The organism is Paenibacillus sp. SAFN-117, assembly GCF_051966115.1.
Lineage (GTDB): Bacteria > Bacillota > Bacilli > Paenibacillales > NBRC-103111 > Paenibacillus_L > Paenibacillus_L residui.
Map to the genome: position 1 here is coordinate 1 of NZ_JBQCLK010000045.1, position 13619 is coordinate 13619.

Genomic DNA, 13619 nt, shown 5'->3' on the forward strand with positions numbered 1-13619 from the left:
ATACTGGTCGCCTCCCTAAGAAATACAATAATATATTGTAGGGTAGGACTCCAGTTTCGTTAGGGGGCCGTGGAGCTATCGCAGGTTTTTAAACCAGCTACTGAAGTGAGCACTCAAAAAGATGTATTTCTGCAGGCTTTTACATAGTCACTCTGTCCCTGCCAATCTTATAGCCTGATATAAATTGTTTCAACGAACCGGAACAGTACGCAGGTAAGCCAAAGCATGGCGGCATGTACATAGGGAAGGAAGGATGTGTTGATCTTATGAAAAAGTTTTGGACAGGAGTATTATGCGGAACCGCCTTATTGGTTGCTACCGCTGCGGCATCCTCGGATACAATTCAGGCCACGTTGTTTCCCAGTAAAGTAACGATTCATAATGGCGATCAGAAGATCACTGTCGATGGTGACGAAATGATTAACTACAACAACAAAGCATATATTCCTCTTCGCACGTTTTCGGAAGCGATGGGTGCGACAGTAGATTATCAGTATCCGTCGGAAAGCACAGATGGATTGCACAAGATCGATATTTACCAGAGTGTGGCTCCGATAGAATGGACTTTAGAGCGGAAGTCTGTGGATCCATTTTGCGGAAAAGAACAACCATTCCATATCACAATAGGTGTTGATCTGATAGATGATAAACCTAGCGATCGCGCTTTTATTGTTAGCATGAATAACAACACGGATGATGACATAACTGTAGGTCCCATCGATCTAACTTTTCAAGTTCGTTCAACTGAAAGTAATGAGGTGGTATACGGTCGTCCACTGCCTTCTTTTGCAGGGGTGATTCCAAGCTCATACGAATATTTTGCGAAAGTTACATGGGATCATATCGGGATAGACGGCAAGGAAGTTCCTCCTGGACAAAGTGTTGGACAGTGATGAAGAGAAGACAGCCATCATTGAAAGACTTGGCGCCTGTAATTTGGGTTACTTTGGGATAACATTAAGATAATTCATCCCCGCGAAGAGTAACTCTAATTTCTTGGAAATTGGTTTTTAGATTAACCCGCAACGAAACGCCATGTAATTGGTATAAGGAAGGATATGTTAAGATTGTGAAGAAGTTTTTGACAGGAGTATTATGCGGCACCGCCTTACTGGTTGCTACCGCTGCGGCGTCCTCGTATACAATTCAGGCCACGTTGTTTCCCAGCAAAGTAACGATTCATAATGGTGATCAGGAGATCACTGTCGATGGAGATGAAATGATTAACTACAACAACAAAGCGTATATTCCGCTGCGGTCCTTCTCGGAGGCGATGGGCGCGACTGTAGTTTATCAGTATCCGTCGGACAGTACAGATGGTTTGCACAAGATCGATATTTATCAGGGTGTGGCTCCGATTATATGAAATCTAGTGAGGGTAGGGGTAGACCCCTTTTGTGCAGGTACTCAAACCATTCACATTACCCCCCACTACTTGGAATGGATAAATGGCAATGAAAGCCTTGATCTTGGCGTCAAAATAACCAATAATCTCGGTGAAGATATTGTTATAAACGCAATCGATCTTATTTTACAAATTCGTCCACTAGATAGCCAAGAAGTAATATACAGCCGTACACTACCGACTTTTTCAGGAGTCATTCCCAATGCTTTTTCATACGAGGCTAAATTTACATGGGACCTTACCGGGAATGATGGGAATCGAGTAGCTCCAGGGGATTATTTCGTTGAAGTGGTACGACCTGAGAATGTACGATACGAATCGCTGGATAGTGTTGAAGAGAAAACGACTCCCATTTATAAAGGGGTGGGGGGTTGTAATTTGGGGTACTTCGGGACAACGTTAAAATGATTTCCAGGGATCATACCGGGATGGACGACGGAAAAGAAGTAGCACTCTGTGATTACATTCGCTCTTCTCTTTCATCGTTGCCCATTGAACCATTGGACCATTGGAGCAAATGATGGGCCAGGCGAGGATAAAGCCAACACGTCGCAAAGACGAGCAAAAGTGCATTAAAAATCTGCCTTTTTCCAAAAAGAAGGCGAAAGACGCTCAAATGTGCAGGTCTTTTGGACGAAATGGGGCCATTTCGCAAAAATCGCTCCAAAGACCTGCATTATCGCTCTAGAATCAGGCATGTGGCGACTTTTACCCAAAAAGACCTGCACTATCGCTCTAGAATAACCCATCACGCGGCTTTTCCCAAAAAGACCTGCACTATCGCTCTAGAATCAGGCATATGGCGACTTTTACCCAAAAAGACCTGCACTATCGCTTTAGAATAACGCACCGCGCGGCTTTTACCCAAAAAGACCTGCAGTTTTGCTTGTCTTTTACACAATCCCGGCGGACAACCGGGCCTGTCCCAGAGTTCGCATAAAACTAAGCTCTCCGGTACTGAAAATCCGCAAACCGGATATTGGGACAGCTCTCTGGGCCGTATCAGGCTAAAACGTTCGGTTTTAAATGCCGATTTTTTGAGCTGCCTACGTCATTTACCGCCAAATTGAACTGGAACAACGCTCCAGAATTTGCGATATAACCGGAATGAGAGATTCCGCCATCCGGGTAAAGCCTAAATCATTGGGGTGAACGCCGTCCACGGTGCACTCGTCATAGCGCTCTCCAAGCAGCCGGTCTCCGTCGCAGAAGAATACTCTGTCGTCGCCGGCTTCATTAAGCTTGCGGACGAGCTCGGTCGCAATTCGCTTCCGTTCCATTCGGTCTTGCCGGGAGATGCTGTTCACCTGCTCCTTCGCATAAGGAATCCGCGACACGACCAGGATAGGAACGAGCCGCTGCTCTTCCCGGTAGAGGCGAAGGAACGGCTCCAGAGTCCGGCCATACAGCTCTGTCGAGCAGTTGGCTTCATAATCGACAATGAAGCAGTCCACATGGGGAATAAGCCGGATGACTCTGGCCACCTCCTCTTCCCCCTTGCCGCTGCCCGAGAACCCGAGATTGATCACTTCCCGCTGCAATCGTCTGCCGATCTGCTGAGGATAAGCAAGACCCGGACGGCTTGCGCATCCCCCTTGAGTGATCGAGGTTCCATAGAACACCAGGCGGCCTCTTGAGCTTGGAAAATCATTGGCTTCCAGGGCGGCTTCCGGAGGGAGGCCCACCATCACTTCCGTCACACTTTGGTACAGAGGAAAATTAAGCGTGACCGTACGCAGCCGATCCGGCTGATCACCTTCAAACAGCAACGACTCGTACTGCTGCTCTCCCGGCTTCATTCGGCTTGTTCCTATGTACCGCTCCTGACCGGGCTCCCCTACATAAGCATCGAAACCGATCTGGCCGGTAGCAGGCATATGATCCATCGATGCCGGCCCCCGCAGCTTAACCCGGATCGCTACCCGCTGCGCATCGGTCTTAAAGCGAATTTGTCCGCCTGCGGTACAATCCGCAAGCTTATCGACCGCTTCGGGCAAAGCATGATTGGGGTGGAGCGGCAAACGGCGGTATACCCTGTCCTGCTCCAGCCATGGGAAACCCAGCACTTTAAACGGAGCGGAAAGCGGAGAATGCCATTTCCAAGTCCCCTTAGGCTGCTTTAGCAATAAATTCGTATCCAGAAGCTGAAACAGCGTCTGACTTTCTACGGACAACCTTACCACTCTCCATATACTCCAAACAAATTTACACAGGATGGACGGCCCCCCCATCCAAGATTAAAATTCGTTATCTTTCCCTTGAATAATTACCCTTTAACAGCCCCCATCGTCGCCCCTTCCATCAGAAGACGCTGGAACAGCATAAAGATAATGACGGACGGCACCATGGCAATCGTAACTCCGGCAAACAGCGTGACCCAATCGGCGGTATATTCCATCTGCTTGTTGGCGGAATACATCTGTACCGCAATCGGATATTTCTTGGGATCGCTTAAATAGATGAAGGGTCCCATGAAATTATTGTAATATCCAAGAAACTTGAATACGGCTACGGTGACGATCCCCGGAGTGGACAGCGGAACGATGACACGCCAGAATCTCTGGAACAGCGTCGCCCCGTCCATCGTCGCACTCTCTTCCAGCTCCTTCGGCAAAGAGCTCATGAAGCCTCCGAGCAGCATTAGAAAGAACACGCTCTCCCCCAAGCTGGACAACAGAATCAAGCCGGTCAGGCTGTTGGTCAAGTCGAGCTCCCGCATAATGACATATTGGGGAACAAGCGCGTTGACCCCGGGAAGAAACAAGGACAGCATGATCAGGCTCCAAATCAGTTTTCTTCCCTTAAATTCCATACGTGTCAGGGCGTAAGCATTGAGGGTCGTAAAGAACAAGCTGACCACCAGGCTCCCGCCAACATAATAAAGTGTATTTAGAAGCGACTGTCCGAATCCGTATTGGTTCCAGGCTTTCAGATAGTTGCCCCACTTAAGCTCTGTAGGCAAAGCCCAGATATCCTGGAAAAACTCCGGATTGCTCTTCAGAGATTCGTAAATGACCCAAACCAGCGGAAAAAGAATCGTCAGCGCCCACAGGTACAGGATTATTCGCCAGACGACATCTAACCATGTCCGTTTTTCCTTCAAAATTATCCCTCCGAACCTTCAAGCGAATAGAGACTAGTACTCATAGCCCCTGTTTGGTAAAAATTTATCCATCAGCAGCTTGGCAGTGACCAATATAACGAAAAGAATCATCCCCACAGCAGACGCATAGCCGAAGTTCCTGTATTCTTCCCCGAAGGCCAAATTAAACATATAGAGCCCGATGACATCGGTAGCCCCATAAGGACCTCCGTTGGTCATGATGAGTATGATCTCGAAGCCCTTCATCGTTCCTACCACCAGGAACAGCGCACTAACGCGTATTATTGGCGATACAAGCGGAATCGTAATCCGGAACAGACGAGTCATATGCCCGGCCCCTTCGAGGATCGCTGCTTCATACAGCGATTTCGGAATCGCAAGCATGGCATTGGCGAAGATGATGACGTACAAGCCGACTCCGCCCCAGACCCATGCCGGGATAATGGCCGCAAGCGCTGTTTTGTCACTACCTAACCAATAAAAGTTACCCATGTCTATTCCGACCAGTTTAAGCATCGCGTTCAACAGGCCATAGGTGCCGTCATAAACAAATGCAAAGAGAAGTGCAACCACAACCGTGGACAATACATTCGGGAAGAAAAACAGCACCTTCAGGAAACCGTTCTCACGATAGCTTTTATGGGTGATCAAGTAAGCCAGTAATAAGGAGATAAGAACGACGAAAAGCGGAACCGTCACCATAAAAATCAGATTGTGGGTTAAGGCGCGCCAGACATATTGATCTTGAAACGCAGTAATGAAATTTGAAAATCCGACAAAGGTGGAATCTGTAAGTCCATCCCAATCCAGCATTGAATAGTAGACGGACAAAATATTCGGAAATAAAGTAAACAGCAAATACCCTCCGAAGGGCGGGATGATAGCCAGTGCGAGAAAAATATATTTCTGCGTGTTCGCGTTATCCAGCCTCATCCTTCTTCTCGAGGTCTGTGGCTTTCTTACCACGGTTGATTCAGACATCGAAGTCAACTCCTATCATAAAATGGAGAGCGGAGAGTGAGCCTCCCCGCTCATGGCAGCATTTACTTCTTCGCTGCCTCCACCGCTTTTGTCAGCAATTTCTCCGCTTCCTCCAGAATAGGCTTCGGATCCTGCTTGCCCAAAGCAAATTTCACAATATTTTCGTTCAACAGCTTCTCTGCCTGCGCCAGGTTCGGATCCGAGATGCTGACCGATCTGCTTGCTTTATACGTATGGGCTTTATTATCCGCAATGTACTTCAGAACAGCTTGAGCCGAGCTCGTAAGATTAACCGTTCGGGACGGGTCCTCCGTCAAATCCTTGCGCATAGGCAGCGCACCCGCTTCTTCCGCAGCAATTTGCTGATTATCAAGGTGAAGCAGCCAAACGATTAATTCCTTGGCCCACTTCTTGTTCAAATCCGGTTTGGCCGCCCAGATGTAGTTGAACCCTGTAGTCCCGCTTCGAATCCAAAGTGTCTGGTCTTCGCTGTCCCGGAACGGAACGGCCATATACCCCCATTCGAAATCCGCGGGTGTCGCTTCCTTCATTTCATTCTCGACGTGAGTTCCGGTCGATACCATGGCCGCCTGTCCTTGAAGCACTTGCATTTGCGATTGCGTGTGGGTTAAAGCCGGCAGACCTTCTGCAAAATACCCTAGTTTACCCAGCTCATAAAAGCGTGTCCAGGTCTCAACCGTTTCCGGACTGGTATATTGCGGCAGCGTATATGTTTTGTAATTCTCGATAAATTGTTCGGCATGTCCGTTAATATCAGCCAATTCAAAATTTTTCGCCGGTCCGAAAGCCCACGTATGATAGTTGGGATGGATGCCCGGGAACGTGATTGGAGCGATGCCGTCCGCCTTAATATCCGCTAACAGCTGCTTGAACTCCTCCCAGGTTTTCGGGTTTTGATTCCAGCCATGCTCCTCGAACAGCTTCTTGTTGTAGAACAGTCCGCCGAAGCTGGTGAAGATGGCGAATTCATACCTCTTCCCTTGAATCAACGGTGTAGATTCATACATTCCCGGCATACTCAGATCTTTCACTGTTTTATCAGGCACATCCGGAAGCTTGTAGTCCCAAATGTCGTCCATGGGCTCCAGCTTCCCGGCTTCAGCCAGCGATACAACGCCGCCGGCAGGTGCGGTATTGAACAAGTCGAACATATCTTTATCATTGCCTGCTGAAATCTTGGTGGAGAGGATCGTTTGCATATCTGATGATGCCGTAATATCTATCTTGACATTCGGATATTTCTTAGTGAAGGATTCCACTGCTTTGTCAAACCATTCACGCCCGTAACCCCCAATGAAATAACCGACTTTAAGCGTAACCTCCTCATTTTTCGGCAATCCATTCTCAGGGTATACCTCTACTTCTGCAGACTGCCCCGGACTGTTCGACGGGGATGAAGCAGGTCCCGAAGTATTCCCGTTGCCGCCGCAAGCCGCGAGCATAGTAGCCGATAGGATGGCGGCCGCTCCAGCAGACATCCATCTTTTCATTTTGGTGTTGAACATCGTTATAGCCTCCCCTTTTCATTAATAAATAAAATTGATTGACTAAATTCTGTGTTTAGTTTACTACCTGTTTGTTAATTGAATATCAATTATGAGCACGGATTATGTAAAAATAATGTTGTCGTCTCCTTCCAGCTTCACCTCCCCGCCCAATGAAATCGTTTTCAATAATTGGTGTAGTCTCATCGGTTTTTCCTTCTCGGGATTAAAACAGCGTGTGCCTTGAGCTTCCTAAAGAAAATCAGGAGGCTTATTAGCCCTGCGTTAATGCCATGTTTAGCTATAGCACCCTCAGAACTTATGCCTTCTCCCGTATCCGGCAATCAGACAACTCGCCGCCTCTGCATCAGACAATGCAACAAGCCCGAAAAACAAAGTATAAAAGTTTTCAATAGTTAATCAAATTGCTTTATTAATTGATATAATTAATAATATCGTTCTTTTTCGTATTGTCAATCCTAAATTACTGCAGAAGTTGAAACTTTTCTTTATTCCCGCTTTAGTGCTAAACTAGGGCGAGAATCTTCTGCTAATTACAAACCGTTAGCTGTTTATTTTTTGAAAAGAACTGGGAGTGTGGAAGGGGAAAATGAGGCATGAGCGACTCAGAAAAAAGAACAAGCCATATGCTTTTGAAATCAATTAATCAACAGAAAGTACTTTATCTTATTTATTCCGAAGGACCGATATCCCGTGTGGAATTAGCAGAGAAAACGGGGTTAAGCCGGCAAACGGTTACCAATATTGTCAATCGGTTGCTGAAGGAAAAGGTGATTACCGTTGGCGAACATATGGCCCTGGAGTCGGGAAGCGGCAGAAAAAGAATCGCGCTCCATGTCAACAGCGGCAAACTGTATGCCATCGGAATAGAGCTTGCAGGAAAATATATTCGAGGCTGTGTCTATAATTTGCGCCAAGAACGCATAGCCTCCTCCGAACGCACCATCGATAAATATGGATCGATCGAAGTCCTGCTTCGCCTGCTGCACGAAGTCATTGATGAACTCCTTCCCCAAGTGCCGGCCTTGGACAAGATCAAGGGCATCGGCATCAGTATGCAGGGGCTCGTTGATTCACAGAACGGCATCATCCTGCGAACTCCCGGAATAGGTGTTCACCGCTTTCCGCTTAAACAATTGCTGGAAGACAAGTATCATATTCCGGTCTATATAGAGAATGACGTCAATTTACTGTCCGTTAACGAAAATATGAACGGCTGTCTGAAAGATTCCAGGGACAATATTACAATAAAATTCGATTACGGAACGGGCGGCGCTATCGTTTCCGAGAAGCGTCTGATCCCGGGCTCGAACTTCGTGGCAGGCGAATTCGGCCATTACAAAGGCTTCTATGGAGCGGACGCCTACCCTTGCCACTGCGGAAGAAGCGGTTGCCTTACCACCCTGGCCTCTATTAGCGGTCTTAGCGTATCTATGAAGTGTACACTTGAACAGTTTGCGGAAGGTGTACGTAACGGCGATCCCAAGATGCTTCGCTTGTACGAACTCGTGATCGAGGGAATTTCTATCGCAATTACCAACATCATCACCTTTATTAATCCCGATAGCGTGCTGCTGTCGGGCAGGGTACTGCGTACTATAAGCCCCTATATGATCCCTGAGATCAGAGCAAGGGTAATCAAGCAGCTGCCTGTTACCGTCAACAATGTCCGGATCATGCATCTGGAGGACAAACCGGATGAGACCAAGCTGGCGGCCGGCCTTGTCATTAAGCGGGCTTTTGAAATTCCGCTGGATACCCTGTCCCTATAGGGTTGTATTGGCTAATAGCCTCTTTGGCAGGGAAGGGGTTGTCTCATAAGTCAAGCTATGATTTTTCAAGCCCCACCTAGAGTTAAATTTGGCTGCTATAAAAGGACCCCGTTCCCACTCAAAGTGGGATTTGAGGTCCTTTTTGCTTCGTTTTGGGATGTTCCCTTTTTTGTGCGAACACTTTTGGAACAGCCCCTTCTTATCCTTTCAATTCTAGCTGCCCCACACCTGAATTAACGACTGACTCCTTGAATGAAGCGTTCGTTTGGCGGCTTCCGTCACATAAGGAGCCATGGACTTTTTGTTCAAGTGCTTCTGGAAGTCCTCCAGCTTCTTAACCGCCTGATCCGCTGATCCCTTGTCCCATTGATGCCTGGCTTGCTTGATCGATTGCGACAGTTGATTGGCCAGCGGGTCGCTCACCTCTCCCGAAGCGATATACTGATTGAGGATACTTTCCAGAACGGCAATATCCATCCGGCTGGTAGTGACTACTAGAGGTTCGCTTGGCTGGGAAACGCCCAGTGTCGGATGCTCCGCAACGACGGTGAGGCGATACTCCGTATCCGGCTCCAGCCCCTCTACCCGATATACCGATTCCGTAACCGTAGTTATCCACCTGTTATCCGCATAAACCGAATAGGTCACTGCCGCCCCGTCACGGAGATCTACTTGGTCCCAGCTTAAATCCAGGCCCGTTGCCGTAATATTGTGAGCCCGAAGTCCTGTCGGCGCCGCCAGAACGGCCTTCGTGCGGAAATTCCACAAGTCGGAAACCGTTCGGCCCCCGAACTGATCTTTGGCGATAACATACCAGTAATAGACTTGATCGCCGGACAGCCCGTTCCACGTCATCTGCACGCTATCCCCGCTTTCCGCCTGCACGGTGCTTCCAATTTGCTCATCTGTGAACACCTGAACCACGAAGGAATCGGTCCCTACCCGTTTCAGTTGCGGAGTAAGCTCCATCGCGAGTGTCCATTCATCCTTCTCCGGCTCATAATGATTGTAATCATCCAGCTCGGGAGAATAGGTATTCACATACACCAGCTTGTTTTTCGTATCGAAATGCAGCAGCTTGAGATATCCCGAGCCGCCTTCTCCGATCCCTTGGTAATCGGCCAGCATTTGGTGTACCGTTCGATCTGCTATACCATCCCCATCATCGTCAATCTCATCGCTCCTCACAGCGCTTCCCGTGAAGTGACCGCTTATCACCAGCTCTACGTTCGGATTCGGCACCACTACCTCATTGTACAATCTATTGCCTGTAGCGGAGCGTTCCGCTTTCGCCGTCAAATATTCATGAGTGACAATCACTGCCTTGCGCTCGGGAAACTTCTTGATCGCCTGATCCGTCCACTTCAGGACACTGTCATTCAGCCCCCAGCCGACATAAACGATAATGTAATCATTGCCTGCGGCCGAGATGAGATCATAGTGTGCGCGATTATTCTCGTAAGATTCTCCATAATAAGGCATGTCCTTGAAGCGGTCGGCGCCAAAATATTTTCCAAACAGCGAATAATCGGGTTCGCCGCCCGTTACGCCCCCATCAAAAACATCGTGGTTCCCGGCAGCAACGCCATAAGGAATACCCGCATCCTCCAACACCTTCATGAAGCGATCCGCCCGATCCCACTGATCCAGATTGGGGGTTGTATTCACAATATCTCCGACATGAGCGACATAACGAATTTTCATCGCATCCTTGTTGTCACGAATCCATTCCACCTGGGATTGGAAATACTTCGGATAAATTTCCGCATACATTTGGGTATCCGGCAGAACGACAAATGTATAATCATATTCGTCAGCAGACGGAATCAGATCCTGAACCATGGCTTGAATACGACCTTCATTTACATAAGGACCTGCATCAATAGTTGCCGCCAATGTGAAATCGTCGTCGGATTGAGCAATGAGAGAGGCTAGCGGCTGCCACTCATTCGCTTCGTAATTCCAGGCATACATGGTCACTTTACGTCCTTCCAGCGAATGGCCTTCCCACTGCAGCTCTATGGAATCGCCGGCTCCAATGTCGTCCCCTACCTCAACCTCAAAGCGATGATAGGGAAAGTGGGTGATAGAGTCCGTTGTAACGTACTCGTCATCGGAAGCGGCCAGCTTAGCCTTCTCCTCAGCGGAAAGCAGTGTTTCTCCGTGAGAAACTATCGTTAGAGGCGGTTCTCTATCTACAGAATTGACGTATATGTTCATGGCTTCGCTTGCGCCATCTATGCGATTTCCGCGATAGAACCCAACCTGCATGGGGTCGTTGGACGGATCGCCCACTTTCACCTGAAGCTCTGCCGTTGTGCCTACATTCCCCTCGCCGTCTGCCGGTGCAAGCAATTCCGGTGAGTAGGGATGCTCTTCCGGTGTGCTGAAGTTTATCGTCTGAGCGGTCGTTTGGCCAACCTTGTCCGTTGCGGTCAAGAGCAGTTCATGCGTTCCAGGGTCTAATAACCCCGAAGAGGTTAGATACGGAACTTGAATCTCCTTGCCGTCCAGAACTGCCGTAAATGAAGATACTCCGGATACATCGCTGGCTTGAGCCTCAATCGTAAACTCGCCTTTGTAAGTCTGGCCCTCCGCCATATTGGTCGTTATCACCGGTCCGCTGTTATCTGTTGTTACATTCACGGAATGCTCAAGCCCGTTATGGTTCTTTACCTTGACCTGGTGCTCACCGTCCGGCATGGAAGCCGTATTCCAACGGTAGGAGGAAGCATTCCACTTGTCTTCCGGGATCGTGAAGTTGAAATATACAATCGGCAGGAACCGTCCGCTATCTCCCATATCTAGGACGAGTGACGGATCTTCATACTGCGGATCTCTCAGCTCGGTTCCGTCCGCAAGAATCAGCCGCACGTTGCGAATGTCGAAATCATCCAGCCCGCCCTCCGGAGCATGCTCATAATAAGCACGATTGACGGAGCCTGCCCGAATGGCAATCGGGTTCCTTTCCCCATACTGCAGCAATTCCGGACTGATTGGAACTACAACTGTCGGGAAGCCTTTCGTTCCCAGAGGAATAAGCTTCAGCTCCTGCTCGCCCATCGTAATAAAATTCTGTCCTTTATCAATGCCATCGACCTCGAAGACAAAATAGGCGGGCTTGTCCATCGCTTTGCGAACCGGCCGCTTCTCCCATTGGCTCTCCGGGATCGCGAAGTTGAAATAGACGACCGGCAAGAACCGTCCGTTGTCGCCCATATCCAAGACAAGCTTGGGGTCGGCATATTGGGGATCGCGAAGCACCGTGCCATCGGCAAACTCCAGCCTCACATTACGGATGTCATAATCATCCAATCCTGGCTCGGGCGCCTCTTCAAAATAAGGACGTTTCGTAGAGCCGGCCCGAATGGCGATCGGATTATCCTGCCCATACTTGAACAGTCTCGGACTCATGGGCACCCTGACCGTAGCGAAGCCTGTCGTATTCAGCGGGATAATCTGAACGACTTCATTTCCAACCGTAATTGCATTTTGCCCCGCATTAATGCCGTTCGCTTCGAAAACAAAATAGGGCATGGAGGAGAGCGTTTTCTCTTCATCCGTCTCTTGTACGCTTTGGCCGTCTATCATTAGTGTCAAGTGCTCCGGCAGCTCATTGGCAAAAATAACTTTGTCGCCGGTCAGGACATCGCCGTCCTTCACATTCCATTCAAGTGCGTCAGGATTCCCCGCCAGCGAAAGAGTTTTCTCGGCGGTAGCAACCACGTTCATGCCGTCAGTCGCCTCAAAATAATAAGTCAAGGTCGGGCTTCCGTACCACTGCTCCAACTCGAGCGAATGCCTGAATAAACCATCCTCCCCCTGAATAATGTAAGCGGTTTTAAAATCAGGATCGTAAGCGGCCTTATACTTCAGAGATACCGATGTCAGCAACCGATCGTCGCCGGCTTCTGCCACAAACTCCATCGGCTTCATCAAGTCAGGGGTGTCAGAAGTAGTCAAATCGGTGATAACCGGCGCCACATGGTCCGGTACAACGATGTTCGGCTGTGCCGGAACCTGTTCCGGGCTAACCGTACCCGGCGTTGCCGTATCGGCATATGGGCTCACCAGCTTCATCCTTATACTGCCGGGATCCGGCGTCTTATAGTGAACTCCCTTATCGGGACTCGTGGCGATATATCCTTGATTATACCGGGCTACGACAAGATCTTGTCCTGTGTTCGTCGCCAGCACGATCTCACGATCTCTTGCGTCATGCATGCCGGACGGAATTCGCACAATCGTTTCGTTCTCTACCAGCGAAGTGCCATAATTAGCGTTAAAATCGGCTACGGTCAGGTCCTCATTTGTCCCAACCATCCCCCACAAGACCAATACTCCCTTCGGAGGAATGACAACAGACGAGTAGGGATGCCAATACCGGTCGCTAGCCTTCGTATCCGGATAGCGATAGATGAGCATATAATCTTTGATATCCATCGGCTGGTTCGTATTGTTATAAACCTCGATAAATTCATACGCATCGGCGTCATTGATGTCGGTGGAGTCAGGGACCAATTCCGTTATTAACAGTCCGGGCACCTCATCGGAATTTGCAGGACCGGCCGCTTCCGCATAAGCAGGTGCAGGCTGTCCCGATATCATCATTGAGCCCGCCAGCAAACTTGCTGCAAGGAGGGATGACAGCTTGCGCTTCCATTCTTTCCTATTGATTCCAAACATAGATTCAAAACTCCTTTCTTATTTTATTTGAGCATGAACTTGCAGCTGGAACTAGGATTAGCGCTCTCAGTTACCTCCTCCCTGTCATATTTGAGCAGAACCAGGAATTTAACACAATATAATAAATCAAATTGATAGACTATAAG

At 48.8% G+C, this 13619-nt stretch carries 8 protein-coding genes; 3 read left to right on the forward strand and 5 right to left on the reverse strand.

The window, feature by feature from the left end:
* Nucleotides 1-266: 266 nt before the first annotated feature.
* Nucleotides 267-893: a stalk domain-containing protein gene (locus ACTHRH_RS23185; RefSeq protein WP_440417822.1), complete on the forward strand. Its 627-nt coding sequence runs from the start codon at nt 267-269 to the stop codon at nt 891-893.
* A gap of 176 nt (nt 894-1069) precedes the next feature.
* Nucleotides 1070-1366 (forward strand): stalk domain-containing protein, encoded by a 297-nt coding sequence (locus tag ACTHRH_RS23190; protein ID WP_440417824.1) that lies wholly within the window; start codon nt 1070-1072, stop codon nt 1364-1366.
* 1094 nt (nt 1367-2460) lie between these two features.
* Here ACTHRH_RS23190 and ACTHRH_RS23195 read toward each other — a convergent pair.
* The 4 genes from ACTHRH_RS23195 to ACTHRH_RS23210 all read right to left on the reverse strand — a co-directional run bounded on the left by ACTHRH_RS23195 (nt 2461) and on the right by ACTHRH_RS23210 (nt 7015).
* Nucleotides 2461-3579, reverse strand: a complete 1119-nt coding sequence (locus tag ACTHRH_RS23195; protein ID WP_260982174.1) for an SGNH/GDSL hydrolase family protein — start codon at nt 3577-3579, stop codon at nt 2461-2463.
* 92 nt (nt 3580-3671) lie between these two features.
* Nucleotides 3672-4508, reverse strand: a complete 837-nt coding sequence (locus ACTHRH_RS23200) for a carbohydrate ABC transporter permease (protein ID WP_144939830.1) — start codon at nt 4506-4508, stop codon at nt 3672-3674.
* Nucleotides 4509-4541: 33 nt separating this feature from the next.
* The gene (locus tag ACTHRH_RS23205) at nt 4542-5489 is read right to left on the reverse strand and encodes a carbohydrate ABC transporter permease (protein WP_144939828.1); all 948 of its coding nucleotides are present in this window, start codon (nt 5487-5489) and stop codon (nt 4542-4544) included.
* Nucleotides 5490-5551: 62 nt separating this feature from the next.
* Complete coding sequence (locus tag ACTHRH_RS23210; protein ID WP_379290686.1) at nt 5552-7015, reverse strand: ABC transporter substrate-binding protein; 1464 nt, start codon at nt 7013-7015, stop codon at nt 5552-5554.
* Between the two features lie 596 nt (nt 7016-7611).
* On the opposite strand from ACTHRH_RS23210, the gene ACTHRH_RS23215 reads away from it, so the two are divergent.
* Nucleotides 7612-8787, forward strand: coding sequence for an ROK family protein (locus ACTHRH_RS23215; protein WP_379290688.1), 1176 nt, complete (start codon nt 7612-7614; stop codon nt 8785-8787).
* 213 nt (nt 8788-9000) lie between these two features.
* Here the strand turns inward: ACTHRH_RS23215 and ACTHRH_RS23220 are convergent, their stop codons facing one another.
* Complete coding sequence (locus ACTHRH_RS23220; RefSeq protein WP_440417828.1) at nt 9001-13473, reverse strand: FIMAH domain-containing protein; 4473 nt, start codon at nt 13471-13473, stop codon at nt 9001-9003.
* Nucleotides 13474-13619: the final 146 nt, after the last annotated feature.

What these genes read in the sequence shown, in the direction of transcription:
- ACTHRH_RS23185 (WP_440417822.1), top strand. Translation starts at nt 267, where the DNA reads ATGAAAAAGTTTTGGACAGGAGTATTATGCGGAACCGCCTTATTGGTT.
- ACTHRH_RS23205 (WP_144939828.1), bottom strand. Translation starts at nt 5,489, where the DNA reads ATGTCTGAATCAACCGTGGTAAGAAAGCCACAGACCTCGAGAAGAAGG.
- ACTHRH_RS23215 (WP_379290688.1), top strand. Translation starts at nt 7,612, where the DNA reads ATGAGCGACTCAGAAAAAAGAACAAGCCATATGCTTTTGAAATCAATT.
- ACTHRH_RS23210 (WP_379290686.1), bottom strand. Translation starts at nt 7,015, where the DNA reads ATGTTCAACACCAAAATGAAAAGATGGATGTCTGCTGGAGCGGCCGCC.
- ACTHRH_RS23220 (WP_440417828.1), bottom strand. Translation starts at nt 13,473, where the DNA reads ATGTTTGGAATCAATAGGAAAGAATGGAAGCGCAAGCTGTCATCCCTC.